This window comes from Exiguobacterium aurantiacum DSM 6208 (genome assembly GCF_000702585.1).
Lineage (GTDB): Bacteria > Bacillota > Bacilli > Exiguobacteriales > Exiguobacteriaceae > Exiguobacterium > Exiguobacterium aurantiacum.
Genome location: NZ_JNIQ01000001.1, coordinates 2,437,938 through 2,455,816, shown reverse-complemented (window position 1 = coordinate 2,455,816; position 17,879 = coordinate 2,437,938). Strand labels below are relative to the sequence as shown.

Below are 17,879 nucleotides of genomic sequence, written 5' to 3'. Positions count from 1 at the left end.
GTTCACAATGGAAAAATTAGTTTGGTTATTGATAGTTGTTGTCGCGCTCGTCGCAAGCTTTGTCCCGCTCGAACCACTCTTGTTGTCGTTCATCGTGTTCGGGTTGTTTGTCTTTATCAGTACGGCACTGTTTCAACGGTTCCAACGAGAAGACCATTGGCTCGACCGTGTCTCGCCGCTCGTCGGTGTCGGCATCGGGATTGGTGCATGGATTGCGTATGCGGCTATATTTGTCGCCTGGTTCAATTCCTCGCTCGATTTTCAAGCGTGGCAGGTCATCCCGCAACTCGTGTTCATGTACGTCGGTGTATATTTGTTCGTTATGACGACGGCGAGCTTCATGGCAGGGGCGACGCGACAAAAACCGTCCCGCTTCTTTCGCCCGGTATTGATTTTCACGGTCTTCTTTTACGGGGCGATGCTTTTGCTTCCGCTCCAACCTGGCCTCTAATTATTATTCGAACGCAGCAGGCGTATCCACGCCTGCTTTTTGTGTGTAGAGGAGTCAACCGACGCGGTGTCGAAAACGTTATCAACAGGTGGATGATGGGGGAGTGGGATGAGACATGGATGAGGACATTATCTATCATGAGCAGGATTTGAAGTCGATGTTGACGGACATGAAGAACGGGACAGTCCGGTTGCAGGAACTTGACGAAGAGCGGGTCATCCAATCGATGCTCCATCATATCGGCTCGACCAATCCCGAATTTCGTGACCAGTTGATTTACACGTTGTTTTACCGGTTCATCATCGAGGACGATTGTCTGACGAACGAGCAATTGACGAACCTGTTCCAGACGACGCTCAAGTATCACTTGTTCCATGGCATCGGCGAGACGGGGACGGACACCGTCTTCACGCGGGCGTTCTCGACGCTGTTGCTCGCCTTGATCGTGTTTCAAGACAGGCAACAGCACTTCTTGTCTGAAGCGGACATCGACATGTTGAAAGCGAAGCTGTTGGCGTATCTCGATTGTGAAATCGACACGAGAGGCTACGTGCCCGGGAAAGGCTGGGCCCATTCGATCGCGCATGTGGCCGATGCGTTCGATGAGCTCGTGTTGCATCCGCAACTCGATGAGACGGAGTTCGGTGAGGTGCTCGAGGCGCTGTGGAACAAAGTGATCGTCCCGACCGTGTATACACATGACGAGGATGAGCGGCTCCTGAACCCGATCTTCGGATTGCTCGACCGGGGCATGGACGAGCACGAGGTCATCCTATTATTAGAAGGCTTACCTGCTACGTTGCGCGTTCAAAAACAACAACTCGAGCCCGAACACTATTGGCACGTCGTCTGTAATGTCAAAACGTTCTTGAAAAGCTTTTTCGTCAAATTGCATGAGACGAACCGGCAAACGCTTCAAACGGCAGTGCTTCTCACACTAAAGAATATTTGATGACAACGAGTCGAAATCGAAGCAGGCGCTTTCATACGCTTGCTTTTTGATTTGCGTTTTTCGGCAAAAGAAGGCAAACTAATAGACGGTGAGACAGGACTGAGATACAGGGATTGTAAATAACCTGTAATCGAATGAACGTTTTCAAATATGATTTTTCCGTTATAATAAAAAATAGTGTAAATAAGAGAGGGGCAGCACCTATGTTTCGTAGTTTCAACCGAGAAATCGGAATCGACCTTGGAACGGCTAATACGCTCGTTTATGTAAAAGGTCAAGGCATCGTCGTTCGTGAACCGTCTGTTGTGGCGTTCCGTACAGATACAGGAAGAATTGAGGCCGTTGGTAATCAGGCTAAAGATATGATTGGACGCACACCGGGCAACGTCACAGCACGTCGTCCGATGAAAGATGGGGTCATCGCCGACTTCGAGACGACGGCTACGATGATCAAATACTTCATGGAGCAAGCGCAAAAGTCGAAGAGCGGTTTGTTCTCATCGAAGACGAACGTCATGATCTGTGTGCCGAGCGGCATCACATCGGTCGAAAAACGTGCCGTCGAAGATGCGGCCAAGCAAGCTGGCGCGCGCGAAGCGTACACAATCGAAGAACCTTTCGCGGCCGCAATCGGCGCTGGTCTCCCGGTTTGGGAACCGACTGGCTCGATGGTCGTCGATATCGGTGGCGGGACGACCGAAGTCGCAGTGATTTCACTTGGCGGCATCGTGACGAGCCAATCGATTCGTGTCGGCGGTGACGAAATGGATGACGCCATTATTCGTTACATCAAAAACAAATACAACCTCATGATCGGGGAACGGACGTCAGAGTCGCTTAAAATGGAAATTGGCTCTGCACGCATCGACGCCTCGAACGAAGGGGAGAAGATGGAAATCCGCGGTCGCGATCTCGTGACGGGTCTTCCGAAACAAATCGAAGTCTCGGCTGCTGAAGTGTGTGAAGCGTTGTCGGATACGGTCGAAGCAATTCTTGCCGGCGTGAAACAAACGCTCGAACAGACGCCACCTGAACTCGCGGCTGACGTCATGGACCGCGGGATTGTCCTTACAGGCGGTGGGGCACTCCTCAAAAACTTGGACGATGTCATCTCGGATGAGACACACATCCCGACGCTCGTCGCGGATGAGCCACTCGACTGTGTCGCCATCGGGACTGGAAAATCTCTCGAAATGATGGACGTCCTCCGTTCAAAATCAGGCATCTCGTCGCGTCGATGAGAGGTGAAAAGCGATGAGCCGGTTCGTACGCAATAAAAAGCTCATCATCACGCTGATTGGTATTATCTTGTTCGTCGTCATTTTAGGAGTTTCGATTCGAGGACGATCGGAATCTGCCTGGTACCAAGACGTCACGCGTGATGTGGTCGGGACGTTCCAACGGGTGTTCACCGTGCCGATCGGCTGGATGGACAGCACGGTGTCCTCGATTTCGGACGTCCGCGACATCTATGAAGAAAACCGTCAGTTGAAACAACATTTGACGAAATATGCTGAAGTGTCGGTCGAAGCCGAAGACCTTCGCCGGGAGAACGAAGAGTTGCGTAAGATGGTTGAGGCGAGCGAAACGTCGCTTCGTGACTTCGACTTGATCCCGGCCGAAGTGATCGGACGGACACCGAACGACTGGCAGCGTTACGTGACGATCAACGTCGGTCAAGAACGCGGCGTCGAAAGAGGGATGGCCGTCACGGCCGCCGGCGGTATGGTCGGTCGCGTCATCCAAGCGAGTGCCTACACGTCACAAGTCCAACTGCTCAGCGACAACAACCGGACGAATAACGTCTCGGCGGTCGTCAACGATGCGGACGGCAAAGCGACGTACGGGACGATCGACGGATTCGACAGCGAGACGAACGAGCTCTTCTTCACGAAGATCTCGAACAGCGTCGAGTTGAAAGAAGGCGAGATCGTGTCGACGTCAGGCCTTGGCGGACGTTATCCGGCCGGTCTCGTCATCGGGACGGTCGAATCAATCGAGACCGACGAGTACGGCGTGTCTCAAGTTGCCCGCATCAAGCCAGAGGCGGACTTCAACGAGTTTTCGCAAATGTTCGTCATCGATCGAACGCTCGTCGAGCCGTTCTTGACGGGTCCTGAGGAAGGAGGAGCAGCCGGTGAGTAACATGAGAGTGTTCATCGCCCTGTTCCTCCTCTTTCTTATTGAAGGGACATGGGCCGCCATCTATTCGTGGCACTACATGACCCCGTTTTTGTCTTTGACGTTGATCGGGCTCATGTATATTAGTTTGTATGGCCGCTGGGAGTCGGCACTCGGTTTCGGGCTCGTGTTCGGGTTATTGTATGACATCGTCTACACCGACTTGCTCGGAATTTACTTATTTACTTTTTCACTCATTCCTCTCTTAGTCAGCTTCGTGTTAAAATATATAGGTGAGAACTTCTTCTCGGTCGTCATCACGTTCACGTTTATGATGCTTGTCTTCTCCTTCACGATTTACAGTGTGATGGCAGCAATCGGCGGGACGACCATGACCATTCAAACACTATTAGTTGAACAGATTCCAGGGACGTTGTTCGTCAATGCGATCGCCATCGCGGTGCTCTATTACCCGATGACGCGATACGTGGCGCCGCGACCTGTAGCGAAGAGAGGGTAGCCATGATGGAGCGTAAACGACACATTACGATTAAAGGACATCGCAACGGGATTGCAATCCACTTCAATCCAAGAAGTGGCATCGACGAGGTGCTCCTAGAGTTAGAGGCCACGTTGCAAGAAATGGAGCCGCCCTCTGGGAAGATTGCACTCAAATTGCACGCGGGAACTCGTTATTTGGACGAGGAGCTGTCACGTCAAATTCGTGAAGTCGTTGCTCGTCATGGCGTTTTTTATATCGAGGAGCTTTCGAGTGAGGTCATGCTGACCGAAGAGGCGAAAGCGACGTACGGCAAGAAAACGTTCCACTACCATAGCGGGACGATCCGTAGCGGACAAGTGCTCTCGTTTGACGGCTCGGTGCTCATCATCGGGGATATCAACCCGGGTTCAGAAGTACGGGCGACGGGAAGCATCTATTGTTTAGGCACGATACGAGGAAATGTCCGGGCCGGTGTCGAAGGATGGGAGGACGCGGTGATCACCGCGAGTCTGCTCCATCCAAAGTTTCTGGCGATTGGCGAGCACGTGCTCGCGTCAGACGGAGATGAACCGCTTCCGGAAATCGAGATGGGTTGCGCGTATCAGACAAATCAGGGCATTGAAATGACGCGTCTTCGTCAAGTCATGACAGGATTGAAAGACGCATATGCAATGGAATTACAGAGAGGGTGAGTTTGATGGAGCAAGTAGTAGAGCCTGTACATACAGCGAAAGAAGTGAAGAAAGGTCGGGCCATCGTCGTGACGTCGGGGAAAGGTGGCGTCGGGAAGACGACGACGACCGCGAACCTCGGGACCGGTCTTGCGTTATCCGGCCACTCGGTCTGTCTCGTCGATACGGACATCGGTCTCCGGAACTTAGACATCGTCCTCGGACTCGACAACCGAAGCATCTATAACCTCGTCGACGTCATCAACGGCCAGTGCAAGCTGCATCAAGCGCTCGTCCGCGACAAACGGTTCGAAGAGATGTACTTGCTCCCGGCCGCCCAGTCGAAAGACAAGACGTCGGTCCAACCGGAACAAGTGAAAGAGATCATCGACCAGTTGAAGACGGAGTATGACTTCGTGTTGATCGACTGCCCGGCCGGCATCGAGCAAGGGTTCATGAACGCGATCGCCGGCGCGGACGAGGCCGTCGTCGTGACAACGCCGGAGAAGGCGGCCGTCCAAGACGCGGACCGCATCATCGGCATGCTCGAACAAGCCGAGCACGTCGCCGCGCCGAAATTGATCGTCAACCGTGTCAAAAACCATCTCGTCGAATCAGGCGACATGCTCGACATCGATGATATCATGCGCATCTTGTCAATCGACCTCCTCGGCGTCGTCGTCGACGATGAAGAAGTCATCGCCGCGGCGAACCGTGGGGTACCGGTGACGATGAATCCGGACAACAACGCCGGACAAGCGTACCGCAACATCACGCGCCGCATCCTCGGTGAGTCGGTGCCGCTCATGTCGATTCAAACCGAGAAAAAACAAGTCGGTTTCTGGACACGGCTCATGATGAAATTTGGAATGAAAAAAGCGTAAAGGCAACGAAAGTTGCCTTTTTGTGTCGAAAGGAGAGAGGTGCATGAAACTCATCTATGAACGGACGCCATCGATCGAACGGGCGATGCTCGTCGACGGGGAGCGTTTGCTCGAGGTCGAGGAACGGTTCATCGACCAACTGTCGGTCGGGACGATACTAGAGGCGGCGGTCGAACGCATCCACCCGTCGCTCGGGGCCGCATTTTTGACCGACGGCGCGACGACGTTCTTCCTGCCGATCGCCGAGACGCTGAAGGCGCTCGCGTCGTACCCGGACGTCCCGACGATCGGGCAAGCGGCGGTCGTCGGTGAGAAACGTCTCGTCCAAGTGACGAAAGAAGGCATCAACGGCAAGCATCATAAAGTGACGGAGAACATCCGTTTCGGCGGGCGCTATGTCGTCTACTTCCCGTACGGGCGACGACAGCTGTACAGCCGCAAGCTCGACCTCGTCACACAGGACCGGCTGTCTAAAGTGTTTGATCTCACCGAGGCAGAAGGGGTGTTGTTCCGGACGGAGTCCGGCCAGGCGAGTCCGAAAGCGCTACAGGAAGAGCTCGAACTTTTGCGCGCCCGAGCCCGTGACGTCGAACAGAACCGCTTCGGGCAAGACGAGCTCCTCTGTGAGCAGTTCGCCCGCAGACACGCGGTCGAGTCGGTCACGACGAACGACGCTGAGGCGAAACGGCGCCTCGAGCGTCTCGAAATCCCGGTCGAACGCCACGTCGGCAAAGGACGGATGAAAGAGGCGCTCAGGCTCGACGACGCGATCGACAAGCTCGAGAGCCGTGTCGCCTGGCTCGAGGGCGGGGCGTACGTCTTGATCGAACAAGTCGAGACGATGACCGTCATCGACGTCAACAGCGGTAAAAACGTCGCCGTCAAAGACAAAGGGCGGGCCGCGGACACGATCAACGAGGCGGCGCTCTATACGGTTATGGAGCAGCTCCGGCTTCGCAACATCGGCGGCATGGTCGTCATCGACTTCCTGCGCGGCTCAAAAGACGGTCAGACACGTCTATTGAAAAAGATGAAAGAAGTCGGGGCGCGGGACCCGCGGCGCGTCGAAATATACGGCTTCACGAAGATGGGGCTGTTCGAACTGTCACGGGAACGGACCGGTCGCTCGATTCAAGACCGGATGGTGCGTGACGGGCGTCCATCGAAGCTCGCTGTCTTCTCTCGGCTCGAACGGGCGCTCCTCGACTTGGGGGCGCACGACGGCGTCGTCTTGTCGCTGCCACAGAAATGGCAAGACGGGAAGTGGGACGCGTTCGGCTTTGAAGTGCTGTTCATCAAAGGGGAGCCGGGCATCGCCTTTTTCGGGACGGCCGAGGAATGTCAAAATTTCGTACAACGTCGTTGACAACGTTTGAACGAGAGTGGTATCATCTATAACGTTAGTTCGTTTGGAAGCACCCAAATGGCTACAACCGCACAGAACGGGTTGAAACGGTTTTGCCCTGCCCTGGATGGCGAGTCTGAGTTAAACAAGGAGGTGCACGTATATGTACGCAATCATCAAAACTGGTGGTAAGCAAATCAAAGTTGAAGCAGGTCAAGAGATCTACATCGAAAAACTCGATGCTGATGTCGAGGGTACTGTAGAATTCGGTGAAGTTCTTTTCGTTGGTGGTGACGATGTTAAAGTCGGAGCTCCACTCGTAGAGGGCGCTAAAGTCGTAGCAACTGTCGTTAAACACGGTCGCGCGAAGAAGATCACTGTCTTCAAAATGAAAGCTAAGAAAAACTACCGTCGTAAGCAAGGTCACCGTCAGCCTTACACGAAAGTTCGCATCGAGAAAATCGAAGCGTAATTTATGATTCGAGTAACGGTCAGACGAGACGAGACGAAGTCGATTCGTTCCGTCGAAGTGACAGGTCACGCCAACTTTGCTGAACCCGGTTCTGACTTAGTGTGTGCCGGCGTTTCCGCCATCATCTTTGGGGCGTATAACGCTGTCGAGGTACTCGCTGGCCAGTCGCTTCTCGTAGAAATGGCAGACAAAACAGAGGGTGGTTACTTTTATGTCGAGACGTATCCTGATTTATCACCGGAGGATATGACTCGCACCCAACTGTTACTAGAAGGGATGATCGTGCAACTAGACACGGTCGCCCAAAGTTACGGTGATTATATCCAAATTGAACAATAGGAGGTGGACCTCATGTTACAATTGAACCTTCAGTTCTTCGCATCGAAAAAGGGAGTAGGATCGACTAAAAACGGTCGTGACTCGATTTCGAAACGCCTCGGCGCTAAACGCGCTGACGGACAGACTGTTTCAGCTGGATCGATTCTCTACCGTCAACGCGGTACGAAAATTCACCCAGGTGAAAACGTCGGCCGTGGTGGCGACGACACATTGTTTGCTAAAGTTGACGGCGTAGTACGCTTCGAGCGTCTTGGTCGCGACAAGAAACAAGTGAGCGTTTACCCAGTTGCGTAAGTAGAACCACGCAGAAGACTCTAGCCACTTATTTGGTTAGAGTCTTTTTTTCTAGGAGAGGATCAAATGGACTCACAGGCAGCACTAAAATTAGTATCGACCGTCCGTCACGAATGGATGAATCGGCTTCAGATGATCTCTTTGTATGCGGCGCTTGAGCCTGATAAACTCGAGGAGCTGTACGATCGCTATCGTCAGCACGCCGACGAAGAGAGTGCGCTCGTTCGCTTGAACGTACCGGCGACGAGTATCGTCGTCATTCAGGCGAATTGGGAAGGGCGGTTGACCTATACGGTATCAACCGACCGCGTGTCGTTCGACGACGCGCGCGTGGCGGACAAGCTCGTCCGTCTTCTGTCAGGAACGGATGGACCGATTCATGTGACGTTCACGGACGGCTTGACGGTTCGCGTCTTCGGCAACGTGCCGGAAGGCGTGTTCACGCCAGAGGAAGTGTACGAACAGACCGTAGAATGTTCTACGTTTCGTTTAAAGGAGGGGAAATAAATGTTTGTCGATCAGGTTAATATTTTTGTAAAAGCTGGAGACGGCGGTAAAGGGATGGTTGCATTCCGCCGCGAAAAATATGTCCCGGACGGAGGCCCTGCCGGCGGTGACGGCGGTCACGGCGGCGACGTCATCTTTGAAGTAGAAGAAGGCTTGCGTACGCTCGTCGACTTCCGTTTCTCGAAAAAGTTTATCGCCAATAACGGTGAAAAAGGAATGTCGAAAGGGATGCATGGACGTCGCGCGAAGCCGCTCGTCGTCAAAGTCCCACCAGGCACGATCGTCTTTGACGCGGCGACGGATACCGTCATCGCCGATTTGACAGAGCATGGCCAACGCGCGACGATCGCCAAAGGCGGACGCGGTGGACGCGGGAACTGTCGTTTTGCGACGCCATCGAACCCTGCACCTGAGATCGCGGAAAACGGGGAACCAGGACAAGAGCGCGAACTTCGCCTCGAGTTGAAACTCCTCGCGGACGTCGGCCTCGTCGGCTTCCCGTCAGTCGGGAAATCGACGTTGTTGTCGGTCGTCTCATCGGCACGCCCGAAAATCGGAGCGTACCACTTCACGACGATCACACCGAACCTCGGTGTCGTCAAGACGGCGGACGACCGTGACTTCGTCATGGCCGATCTTCCAGGACTCATCGAAGGGGCGAGCCAAGGCGTCGGCCTCGGTCACCAGTTCCTCCGTCACATCGAACGGACGAAAGTCATCGTCCACATGATCGATATGAGCGGCATGGAAGGGCGCGACCCGTTCGAAGACTACACGACGATCAACCGTGAGCTCGAGTCGTACAACTTACGTCTCCTCGAGCGTCCACAAATCGTCGTCGCCAACAAGATGGACATGCCGGATGCAGAAGAGCTTCTCGCTGAGTTCCAGCAAAAAGTCGGTGATGACGTCAAAGTCTTCCCAATCTCGGCACTCGCGAAAGAAGGACTTCGCAACCTTCTCATCGAAGTAGCTAACCTTGTGGATGCTACGCCTGAATTCCCACTCGAAGAGCTCGAAGAGAAGACGGCGACACCGCGCGTCGTCTATCGTTACGAGAAGGAAGAGAAAGGGTATCAAATCAACATCGATGAGTACGATCGCTTCGTGATCACGGGGCCGCGCATCGAGAAACTCTTCAAGATGACGAACTTCGACCACGACGAGTCGATCAAACGATTCGCCCGTCAAATGCGCCAAATGGGAATCGACGACGATCTCCGCAAACTCGGTGCCGAGGACGGAAGCGTCGTGGCAATCCTCGACTTCGAGTTCGAGTTTGTCGAATAATCTTTTGAAATAGGAAACGGAGTGTGAAGTAAACGTGGACCCTGTGCCCTCGTCTAGTTTAATTCTTTATGCAGTCTTGATTTTGTTATCAGCTTTCTTCTCGTCAGCGGAAACCGCGCTCTCGAGTGTCAACCGGGTCCGGATGATCCGGATGAGTGAAGACGGGGATAAAGGCGCCAAGCGCGTCCTTGACCTCGTCGATCGGTTTGACGACACGCTCTCGACGATCCTCGTCGGGAACAACATTGTCAACATCGGTTCGGCGACCGTCGCGACGGCGATCGCCACGTCGATTTTCAGCGGCGGGACGGGACTGCTCGTCTCAACGTTCGCGACGACGGTTCTCATCTTGATCTTCGGAGAGATTTTGCCGAAATCGCTCGCCAAAGAGTTCGCCGAGAAATATTCGTTGCTCATCAGCGGGATTCTCGTCTTCTTGGTGAAAGTGTTGAAGCCGATCACGATTCTTTTCACCGGGCTGAAACGTTTGACGCTTCGTGTCCTCGGTATGAAGGCTAAAGAGCCTTCGGTGACGGAAGAAGAGCTGAAAGTGCTCGTCGATATGGGGGAAGAGGAAGGGGTACTCGGTGAGACCGAGGCCGAACTCGTCCATAGCGCCTTCGCGTTCAACGACATCACTGTCGATGACGTGTTGACGCCGCGGATCGACATCCTCGCCGTCGACATCGACGATTCGCTCGAAGAAATCAAAGACACGATTTTCAGCGGCGGGCATTCTCGCTTGCCGGTCTACAAAGACTCGATCGACAACGTCATCGGGGTATTGTCAGAACGAGATTTCCTCCGTTCGATGGTACGGGATGAAGTGACCGACATTCGGACGCTCATCCGTCCGCTCACGTACGTCTCACCGCAGACGAAGTTGATTGAACTGCTCCCGGTTCTGCAGCAAAAACAATCGCACATGGCCGTCGTCCTCGATGAGTTCGGGGGCACGGCAGGACTCATCACACTCGAGGATATGCTCGAGGAACTCGTCGGCGACATTTGGGACGAGCACGATGAGTCGGTCGTCTACTTGAGACGCCTTCGTGAAGGCGTGTACGAGTGCATGGCTGACATGGACGTCGATGAGTTTGCTGAAGAGATGGGCATTAAAGAACCTGAAATAGACTCGAATACGATGGGAGGATGGTTCGTCGAGCTGCTCGGCGACATCCCAGAGAAAGGGGCGCGTGTCACGTATGAGGACATGACGTTCACCGTTCTCCACGTCGAAAAACGCCGCGTCCGCAAGTTATTGGTCGAGACGAACCAATCCGAACCGGCTGAAGAAGCATAAGACAAAGGGACCTCCATCGTTGGGGGTCCCTTTCGTCGTCAGACGGTATGATGGCGCTCGACACGTTCGAGCAGTTCGTACGGCCGGACTTTGTAAATCGCGTGCGGCAAATACGTCGGGTCGATCGCATCGAGGAAACGCATCTGGAAATGCTCGCGCTTGATATAGTCCGACACGTTCGTCGCGTCGACGTTGAAGAAGCCGACTTCTTGCGTCTCGCCTTCTTGAGGGGCGAGGTCGCCCGATACGTATCGGGCCCGGAACGTGACGCAGAGGACGCGGGAAGACACGTTTTGATAAATACCGGTGATGCCGTCGATCTCGATGTCCACGCCGGTCTCTTCTTTCACTTCGCGATGAACGGCGTCGACGATCGATTCATGCTCTTCGACTTGACCGCCCGGCATCTCGTACGTGTCGTTCCGGTGCGTGTTCTGGACGAGGAGCACCTCGCCTTGCTCGTTCGTGACGTACGCTGTCACCGAGACGATCGTGCGCGGCGGCGTGTAGTGCCCGGTAGGTATCATGAACTCCTCGCTCGACTTGATGTAGAGATCTTTCCCGAGCCGGGCCCGCTTCTTCATCGCCTCACGGCGGAGCGAGCTCGAGCGGTAGTCCCGTTCGACTTGTTCATAATGTTCCCGGTCCCGGTACTCCCACAGCGCCATGACCTCGGTCTTGTCCTCGGTCACCCAACGACCGACGAGCCGCGCGCCATGCGATACCTGGATCGGATACAGGTATGTATGGAAAAAGGCTGTGAATTCTTCTAGACGTTCAGGGCGAATCGTATACGTTTTTCGACGATGGAACATAAAAATTCCTCCTTTGACGGTTGCCGTCTTGATTCGACGAGTCGTGATTGTCTCACATTGACGTATTCGCCGTGACACGACAGTTTCCCTCTATTCAAAAAGTCAGCTCGAGCGATCGCTCAAGCTGACTTTTTTATGATGCTCGGATTCGAGCGGATATACCGGATGAGGAAGAACAAGGCGATGCCGAACCCGACGTACGGGCCGAACCCGTGCATGAATTCACCGATTTGACGCCAGTTGCTCCCGAGCATCATCCCGACTTTGACGAACGCGAACGACCAGACGGCGAAGACGATCGTCGTCACGACGAAAAATTTATGGAACGATAGGCGCATGACACCGGCGCTGATGGCGAACAGTTGTCGCCAGATCAAGCTGAGACAGACGATCCAAGCCCCGTACTTCTCAAACCACGCCTCGGCCTGGAGCTGTTTGTCGTGTTTGATGCGGAACGAGCGATATAGCTTGAGCGCGACCGGACGTCCACCGTAGCGTCCGATCCAATATAAGCCGACCTGGCTCGCGACGAACGCTGACCAGGCGAGCACGAAAATGAGCAGGAACGACGCGTCATGGGAACCGACGAGATACCCGCCATAAGCAAGGACGAGCTCGTTCGGGATCAATTGGACGATAATACCGAGCGGAATGCTGAACACACCGCATCCGACTAAGAGCTGCTCGAGGAAGTGCCACACGTTGCGTCACTCCTTTCATAACTAGAATAGGAAATCATACCCATCCATCAGTATAACGGACGGGACGAGAAAGCAAAAGAAAAGATGTCACAAAAACGTGACATCTTTTAATCGAGGGCCGACACGAGGATACCGAGTCGGTCGAGTTCGTGGACGGCGGCGTCGAGCGCTTCCTCACTGTCGGCTTCGAGCGTATGGATATGCAGGCCGTCCGTCAGATGGGACAGCGGGGCGGCTTGATTGGCGACGACCCGTTCGAGGAAGGCACGGACGTCCCGGCGGCTCTTCACCATGAGCTGTCCGGTGATCGACCCGTAGACGGGATGATCGATGATGACGTCGCGAATCGTGACGCCTTCGTCGACGATGGCGTTCATCTCGGCTTCCATCTCGTCGGCCGTATGGCGGCAGACGATTTTTCGCGTATAGGCGGACGGCGCCGCCTCACCCGGAAGATAGACGTATCCACGGGCGGTCGCGACGATCTGATGTCCTTTCGCTTTCAACAGCGACAAGTCTTGGACGATGACTTGCCGGCTGACCGCGACGTGGCGGGCGAGCTCGGCCCCGGTGATCGGTTCCGTGCTCGATTCAATCAGTTCTAATAGCGTACGCCGGCGTTCTTCACCGGCTAAGCGTTTGTTCATACGATTCAACTCTCCTTGCTAAAGTGACGATGGCGTCAGCGAGCGCTGACACACCTTCTGTGGTCGTGCCCTCACCAAACGAGACCCGGACGAGGCCGTGGCAGGCGCTCGTCTCGAACCCGAGCGATTCGAGCATCCGGTTCGGACCGTTCTGTCCGGCCCGGCAAGCCGAGCCGGCGGACACTTGAAATCCGAGTGCATCGAGTTCGGTCATCCACCACTGGCCGTCACGCCGGTTCGAGACGAACGAGCTGATGGCCGGGCTTTGGTCGTCGAACTCGAGCCATTGCACGTGAGACGATGTCTTCTCTTTCAAGATAGCACGAAACGATAAGAAATTTCTTTCATGACGTGTCCGTTGTTCGTGTCGTTCTGTGAACGCCTTGACGAAAGCGCAGATGCCAGGCACGTCGATTGTACCCGGTCGAATCCCATACTGGTGATGACCGGGATAATAGGGCGGAGGGAGCAGCCGTTCCATGTACAGTCCCCCGACGCCTTTTGGTCCTCCGACTTTATGGGCGCTGAACGAGTAGGCATCGATCCCGTCGACGGAGACCGGGATCTTCCCGAGCGCTTGGACCCCATCGACATGAAAGAGCACTTTCTTGTATTTCAGTTGGCAAAGGATGTGATGGAGCGGCAACACCCAACCCGTGTCCGAATTGACGTGCTGGAACGTCACGAGCCCGATGTCCCGGTCAAGCAGCCCTGTGAACGTCTCATGGTCGAAACGGCCGTCTTTCAGTTTCAAGCGATGGACGGTGACGCCTTCAACCTCCCACTCGTCAAGGAGCAAGGAGACGGAGTCGTGCTCTTGCCACGACGTGATCACTTCTTTTCCTTTCATTCGTTTCCGGAGACTCGTCAGCGCGATGTAGTTGCTCTCGGAACCGCTTCCGGTGAAGAGCAGTTTCCCGCGGAGCATGTCGAGTCCGAGTGCTTGCTTGATGAGTCGTCGCGCTTCCGTCACATAATCTTCCGCCATGAATCCGGCGCTGTGGAGGGAGGACGGGTTGCCGTAGACGCCGCGTGCCATCGCCGTATAATGGTCGAGCGCAGCTTTCGTCATCGGATGGGTGGCGGCGTAGTCGAAGTATCGGTTCATCAGATGTCCCTCTTTTCTCATGTTGTCTTCTTCACAAAACTATGCGAAACTAGTTTACAAGTCAACATTACATATGAAAAACAGGTGATATACAGATGTCTTTACAGTTTGAAAAAGTCGATGTGTTGATTATCGGAGCCGGGTTGGCTGCCGTGACGGTCGCTCTTCATCTGCCTCGGGCGTTGAACGTCCTGCTCGTCTCCAAGCATGAACTGACGAGTTCAAACTCGGACTTGGCCCAAGGCGGGATTGCGAGCTCCTACTTGGAACCGTCTAGCGTCGACCATGAACGCGATACGCTCATCGCCTCGAAATACGCGGCCGTGCCCGATCGTGTCTACACACTCGTCGAGGAAGGACGGACGGCGATTCAAGAGATGGAACGTTTCGGCATCCGTTTCGACCGCGATGGGTCCGGATACGCGGTCGGTCGAGAAGGGGCACATGGCCTGAATCGGATCTTTCACGTCGGTGGCGATGAGACGGGACGCCATGTGATGGCGACGCTACGGCGTAAACTTCCGGACAACGTGACCGTCATGGAGCACGTCCTCATCGACACGTTGACGAAGACGGGTGACCGCGTAAGCGGGGCGACCGGTTTCAACGGCGAGACGCGCCTCCACGTTCAGGCCGGGGCCGTCGTCCTCGCGACCGGCGGCATCGGCGGTCTCATCGACTGGACGTCGAACTGTCGCTCGGTCACAGGGGACGGGCTCGTCTTGGCGGAAGCGGTCGGGGCAAGGCTCACGAACTTGTCCCGGATCCAGTTTCATCCGACGCTACTCGCGGTCGATTCGCCTCATCTCGTGACGGAAGCGCTGCGCGGGGCGGGAGCCAAACTCGTCGACGCGTCCGGACGTCATGTGATGGAACAGCACCCGCTCGGCAGCCTCGCCCCGAGAGATGCAGTCGCCCGGACGCTCACGGACCATGACGGACCGGTGTACTTGGATACGGGTCGTGTCGAACGGCTCGGGGAACGGTTCCCGAAACTGATGGCGACGTGTGTCGCGCACGGGATTGACGTCCGCCGTGTACCGGTCCGGCCCGGCCTGCATTTCCATATGGGCGGGGTCGACGTCGACGCCTTCGGGCGAACGACCGTCGCCGGATTGTATGCGGTTGGGGAGGTCGCCGATACGGGCGTCCATGGACAAAATCGGCTCGCATCGAACTCATTACTTGAATGCTGGGTGTTCGGAAAACGGGTGGCGGCAGCGATGGTGGTGGAGGAGACGCCGTTCACGGTGAACGAGACGATCGGATTTGAGGTGTCGGATGATCTGTTCGGCCGCTATCGGCAACAGATTGGGGAATGGTTGACAATCTCACCGCAAGTAGGCAAAATCGCAAGTTTCTTAGAAAATACCCAACAACTGGCACTGACGAAACACGTGACAAGACAATTAAGTGAACAGACGTTGAGTCTACAAGCGGCGCGGCTCTTGGCCCGCGCCATGATGAGGACGGAGGATACATATGAACAAGATCGCTTTGCGCGAACAGCTGAAGGTGTTTCTACATGAGGATATCGGCTTCGGCGATATCTCGAGCGGATTGATCGATCAGCGCGAGACGTCATTCGCCACGGTCACCGCCAAAATGGACGGGGTGTTCTGCGGTATGGACGTCGTCTTGGAGCTGGCCCAGATGCAACGGCTCGTCGTCGAGTCATGCCTCTCGGACGGCACGAACGTCTCGATCGGGGATGAACTCTTCACGTTGCGGGGCAAGACACGGACGCTTCTCGAGACGGAACGGGTGCTGTTGAACCTCGTCCAACACTTGAGCGGCATCGCCACGATGACACGGCGCTGCGTCGAGGCGCTCGACGACCCGACGATCGCCGTCACGGACACGCGGAAGACGACGCCGGGACTGCGCATGCTCGAGAAGCATGCCGTCCGTTCGGGAGGCGGGAAGAACCACCGGCTCCGGCTCGACGATGCCGTCATGATTAAAGACAACCACATCACGGCGCTCGGCGGCATCACGAATGCGGTCGAACGGGCCAGGATGCTTGCCGGCCATACAACCCCTATCGAAGTCGAGGTCGAGACGCGCGAGCAGCTCCATGAGGCGATTGCGGCGAACGCCGACATCATCATGTTCGACAACCGGACGCCAGAAGAACTGAAGGCTTGGCGCACGCTCGTCCCGTCGCATATTAAAACCGAGGCATCAGGCGGCATCACACTCGAGACGATTGCCTTGTATCGCGACACCGGCGTCGACGTCATCTCGGTCGGCCAGCTGACCCATTCGGTGACGGCGCTCGATTGTAGCTTAAATTTAGGAGGAGGAATCAAACATGCAACGATTAGGCACGATGCCAATCGAATATACGAACCTGTCGATTGAAGAGATGGAGGCACGCATCGAGGCGATTAAAGCGAAGCTCGGCCGTCGCCTATTTTTACCGGCCCACCATTATCAAAAAGATGAGGTCGTCCAGTTCGCGGATGCGACGGGAGACTCGCTCCAGCTCGCACGCCTTGCCGAACAGATGAGCGAGGCCGAGTTTATCGTCTTCTGTGGCGTCCATTTTATGGCCGAGACGGCCGACATGTTGACGCGCGAAGATCAGCTCGTCATCTTGCCGGACATGCGGGCCGGTTGTTCGATGGCCGACATGGCTGATATCGATCAGACGGAGATCGCCTGGGAAGAACTGACGGACTTGCTCGGCGACAGCATCATCCCGATCACTTACGTCAATTCAACGGCAGCCATCAAAGCGTTCGTCGGCAAGAACGGCGGTGCGACCGTCACGTCATCGAACGCGCATGATATCGTCCGCTGGGCGCTCGAAGCAGGGGAGCGGATCCTCTTTCTTCCGGATCAACACCTCGGGCGGAACACGGCGTATGATTTAGGGGTGCCGCTCGAGGCGATGGCCGTCTGGGACCCGCTTCGCGAACGGCTCGACTACTCAGGTGACGTCGAGGACGTCCGTGTCATCTTGTGGAAAGGGCATTGCTCGGTCCATGAGAAGTTCAACGTCGCCCAAATCGAAGGACTACGGAAACATGACCCGGAGCGTCGCGTCATCGTCCATCCGGAATGTACGTTTGACGTCGTGCAGGCAGCGGACGAGGCCGGGTCGACGTCTTATATCATCGACCAAATCGAGGCGAGCGCGCCCGGGACGAAGTGGGCCGTCGGGACCGAGATGAACCTCGTCAACCGACTCGCGGCGTCACACCCCGAGCAGGACATCGTCTCGCTCAACCCGTACATGTGCCCGTGCCTGACGATGAACCGGATTGACCTGCCGCATCTGCTCTGGTCGCTCGAGTCGCTTGAAACGGATCCGGTGAACGTCATCCGTGTCGATTCGGAGACGACGAAATGGGCGACACGCGCCCTTGAACGGATGCTCGCACGGTAAGGACAGGCAAATCGCCTGTCCTTTTTTCATGGCGGCGGTTATGGTACAATGAATGCAGTTTTCCCATGAAGAGGAGATTAAAC

The 17,879-nt window shown here is 55.4% G+C and carries 21 protein-coding genes and 1 other annotated feature; of the genes, 17 read left to right on the top strand and 4 right to left on the bottom strand.

Annotated features, from left to right (window positions below; genetic code table 11):
• Nucleotides 1-7: 7 nt before the first annotated feature.
• The 14 genes from P398_RS0112935 to P398_RS0112870 all read left to right on the top strand — a co-directional run bounded on the left by P398_RS0112935 (nt 8) and on the right by P398_RS0112870 (nt 11,131).
• Nucleotides 8-451, top strand: a complete 444-nt coding sequence (locus P398_RS0112935) for a hypothetical protein (RefSeq protein WP_029335615.1) — start codon at nt 8-10, stop codon at nt 449-451.
• 115 nt (nt 452-566) lie between these two features.
• Nucleotides 567-1,403, top strand: coding sequence for a DUF2785 domain-containing protein (locus tag P398_RS0112930; protein WP_029335613.1), 837 nt, complete (start codon nt 567-569; stop codon nt 1,401-1,403).
• A 203-nt stretch (nt 1,404-1,606) separates the two neighbouring features.
• Complete coding sequence (locus tag P398_RS0112925; protein WP_029335611.1) at nt 1,607-2,644, top strand: rod shape-determining protein; 1,038 nt, start codon at nt 1,607-1,609, stop codon at nt 2,642-2,644.
• Nucleotides 2,645-2,657: 13 nt separating this feature from the next.
• Nucleotides 2,658-3,548 carry a rod shape-determining protein MreC gene (mreC, locus tag P398_RS0112920; protein WP_024369865.1) on the top strand — a complete coding sequence of 297 codons (891 nt, stop codon included), beginning with the start codon at nt 2,658-2,660 and terminating at the stop codon, nt 3,546-3,548.
• Between the two features lies 1 nt (nt 3,549).
• Nucleotides 3,550-4,044, top strand: a complete 495-nt coding sequence (mreD, locus tag P398_RS0112915) for a rod shape-determining protein MreD (RefSeq protein WP_051151337.1) — start codon at nt 3,550-3,552, stop codon at nt 4,042-4,044.
• Between the two features lie 5 nt (nt 4,045-4,049).
• A complete protein-coding gene (locus tag P398_RS0112910) occupies nt 4,050-4,718 on the top strand; it encodes a septum site-determining protein MinC (RefSeq protein WP_228618150.1) in 669 nt (222 codons plus the stop codon).
• Nucleotides 4,719-4,723: 5 nt separating this feature from the next.
• Nucleotides 4,724-5,581 carry a septum site-determining protein MinD gene (gene minD, locus P398_RS0112905; RefSeq protein WP_024369868.1) on the top strand — a complete coding sequence of 286 codons (858 nt, stop codon included), beginning with the start codon at nt 4,724-4,726 and terminating at the stop codon, nt 5,579-5,581.
• A 43-nt stretch (nt 5,582-5,624) separates the two neighbouring features.
• Nucleotides 5,625-6,947: a ribonuclease E/G gene (locus P398_RS0112900; protein WP_029335608.1), complete on the top strand. Its 1,323-nt coding sequence runs from the start codon at nt 5,625-5,627 to the stop codon at nt 6,945-6,947.
• A gap of 55 nt (nt 6,948-7,002) precedes the next feature.
• Nucleotides 7,003-7,074, top strand: a sequence feature (ribosomal protein L21 leader region).
• A gap of 15 nt (nt 7,075-7,089) precedes the next feature.
• Nucleotides 7,090-7,398: a 50S ribosomal protein L21 gene (gene rplU, locus P398_RS0112895; RefSeq protein WP_016508528.1), complete on the top strand. Its 309-nt coding sequence runs from the start codon at nt 7,090-7,092 to the stop codon at nt 7,396-7,398.
• A gap of 3 nt (nt 7,399-7,401) precedes the next feature.
• Nucleotides 7,402-7,737, top strand: coding sequence for a ribosomal-processing cysteine protease Prp (locus P398_RS0112890; protein ID WP_024369870.1), 336 nt, complete (start codon nt 7,402-7,404; stop codon nt 7,735-7,737).
• 12 nt (nt 7,738-7,749) lie between these two features.
• On the top strand, nt 7,750-8,031 hold the full coding sequence (gene rpmA, locus P398_RS0112885) for a 50S ribosomal protein L27 (RefSeq protein WP_016508537.1): 282 nt from the start codon (nt 7,750-7,752) through the stop codon (nt 8,029-8,031).
• A 66-nt stretch (nt 8,032-8,097) separates the two neighbouring features.
• Complete coding sequence (locus tag P398_RS0112880) at nt 8,098-8,538, top strand: Spo0B domain-containing protein (RefSeq protein WP_029335604.1); 441 nt, start codon at nt 8,098-8,100, stop codon at nt 8,536-8,538.
• The gene (obgE, locus tag P398_RS0112875; RefSeq protein WP_029335603.1) at nt 8,539-9,828 is read left to right on the top strand and encodes a GTPase ObgE; all 1,290 of its coding nucleotides are present in this window, start codon (nt 8,539-8,541) and stop codon (nt 9,826-9,828) included.
• 76 nt (nt 9,829-9,904) lie between these two features.
• Nucleotides 9,905-11,131, top strand: a complete 1,227-nt coding sequence (locus P398_RS0112870; protein ID WP_235263389.1) for a hemolysin family protein — start codon at nt 9,905-9,907, stop codon at nt 11,129-11,131.
• Nucleotides 11,132-11,169: 38 nt separating this feature from the next.
• On the opposite strand, the gene P398_RS0112865 is transcribed toward P398_RS0112870, so the two are convergent.
• The 4 genes from P398_RS0112865 to P398_RS0112850 form a co-directional block, all read right to left on the bottom strand.
• Entirely contained in the window at nt 11,170-11,946 is a 777-nt protein-coding gene (locus tag P398_RS0112865) for an NUDIX domain-containing protein (protein WP_029335601.1), read from the bottom strand.
• A 119-nt stretch (nt 11,947-12,065) separates the two neighbouring features.
• Nucleotides 12,066-12,647, bottom strand: coding sequence for a DedA family protein (locus tag P398_RS0112860; protein ID WP_029335600.1), 582 nt, complete (start codon nt 12,645-12,647; stop codon nt 12,066-12,068).
• A gap of 107 nt (nt 12,648-12,754) precedes the next feature.
• Nucleotides 12,755-13,294 carry a transcription repressor NadR gene (locus P398_RS0112855; RefSeq protein WP_029335599.1) on the bottom strand — a complete coding sequence of 180 codons (540 nt, stop codon included), beginning with the start codon at nt 13,292-13,294 and terminating at the stop codon, nt 12,755-12,757.
• A complete protein-coding gene (locus P398_RS0112850; protein ID WP_115336705.1) occupies nt 13,272-14,402 on the bottom strand; it encodes a cysteine desulfurase family protein in 1,131 nt (376 codons plus the stop codon). Before P398_RS0112850 ends, P398_RS0112855 begins: the two co-directional genes overlap by 23 nt.
• Nucleotides 14,403-14,497: 95 nt before the next feature.
• Between P398_RS0112850 and P398_RS0112845 the strand changes: the two genes are divergently transcribed.
• Genes P398_RS0112845 through nadA form a run of 3 tightly spaced genes read left to right on the top strand, consistent with a single transcriptional unit; the run spans nt 14,498 to nt 17,796 of the window.
• On the top strand, nt 14,498-15,931 hold the full coding sequence (locus P398_RS0112845) for an L-aspartate oxidase (RefSeq protein ID WP_029335596.1): 1,434 nt from the start codon (nt 14,498-14,500) through the stop codon (nt 15,929-15,931).
• The gene (nadC, locus tag P398_RS0112840; protein WP_029335594.1) at nt 15,885-16,766 is read left to right on the top strand and encodes a carboxylating nicotinate-nucleotide diphosphorylase; all 882 of its coding nucleotides are present in this window, start codon (nt 15,885-15,887) and stop codon (nt 16,764-16,766) included. Before P398_RS0112845 ends, nadC begins: the two co-directional genes overlap by 47 nt.
• Nucleotides 16,717-17,796 carry a quinolinate synthase NadA gene (nadA, locus tag P398_RS0112835; RefSeq protein ID WP_029335592.1) on the top strand — a complete coding sequence of 360 codons (1,080 nt, stop codon included), beginning with the start codon at nt 16,717-16,719 and terminating at the stop codon, nt 17,794-17,796. The genes nadC and nadA overlap by 50 nt, the downstream gene beginning before the upstream one ends.
• Nucleotides 17,797-17,879 lie beyond the last annotated feature (83 nt).

Coding starts and splice junctions, on each gene's coding strand:
- nadC (WP_029335594.1), top strand. CDS start 15,885: ATGAACAAGATCGCTTTGCGCGAACAGCTGAAGGTGTTTCTACATGAG.
- P398_RS0112900 (WP_029335608.1), top strand. CDS start 5,625: ATGAAACTCATCTATGAACGGACGCCATCGATCGAACGGGCGATGCTC.
- P398_RS0112880 (WP_029335604.1), top strand. CDS start 8,098: ATGGACTCACAGGCAGCACTAAAATTAGTATCGACCGTCCGTCACGAA.
- P398_RS0112935 (WP_029335615.1), top strand. CDS start 8: ATGGAAAAATTAGTTTGGTTATTGATAGTTGTTGTCGCGCTCGTCGCA.
- nadA (WP_029335592.1), top strand. CDS start 16,717: ATGCAACGATTAGGCACGATGCCAATCGAATATACGAACCTGTCGATT.
- mreC (WP_024369865.1), top strand. CDS start 2,658: ATGAGCCGGTTCGTACGCAATAAAAAGCTCATCATCACGCTGATTGGT.
- P398_RS0112910 (WP_228618150.1), top strand. CDS start 4,050: ATGGAGCGTAAACGACACATTACGATTAAAGGACATCGCAACGGGATT.
- P398_RS0112845 (WP_029335596.1), top strand. CDS start 14,498: ATGTCTTTACAGTTTGAAAAAGTCGATGTGTTGATTATCGGAGCCGGG.
- minD (WP_024369868.1), top strand. CDS start 4,724: ATGGAGCAAGTAGTAGAGCCTGTACATACAGCGAAAGAAGTGAAGAAA.
- mreD (WP_051151337.1), top strand. CDS start 3,550: ATGAGAGTGTTCATCGCCCTGTTCCTCCTCTTTCTTATTGAAGGGACA.
- P398_RS0112930 (WP_029335613.1), top strand. CDS start 567: ATGGATGAGGACATTATCTATCATGAGCAGGATTTGAAGTCGATGTTG.
- P398_RS0112865 (WP_029335601.1), bottom strand. CDS start 11,946: ATGTTCCATCGTCGAAAAACGTATACGATTCGCCCTGAACGTCTAGAA.
- P398_RS0112850 (WP_115336705.1), bottom strand. CDS start 14,402: ATGAACCGATACTTCGACTACGCCGCCACCCATCCGATGACGAAAGCT.
- P398_RS0112855 (WP_029335599.1), bottom strand. CDS start 13,294: ATGAACAAACGCTTAGCCGGTGAAGAACGCCGGCGTACGCTATTAGAA.
- obgE (WP_029335603.1), top strand. CDS start 8,539: ATGTTTGTCGATCAGGTTAATATTTTTGTAAAAGCTGGAGACGGCGGT.
- P398_RS0112925 (WP_029335611.1), top strand. CDS start 1,607: ATGTTTCGTAGTTTCAACCGAGAAATCGGAATCGACCTTGGAACGGCT.
- rplU (WP_016508528.1), top strand. CDS start 7,090: ATGTACGCAATCATCAAAACTGGTGGTAAGCAAATCAAAGTTGAAGCA.
- rpmA (WP_016508537.1), top strand. CDS start 7,750: ATGTTACAATTGAACCTTCAGTTCTTCGCATCGAAAAAGGGAGTAGGA.
- P398_RS0112890 (WP_024369870.1), top strand. CDS start 7,402: ATGATTCGAGTAACGGTCAGACGAGACGAGACGAAGTCGATTCGTTCC.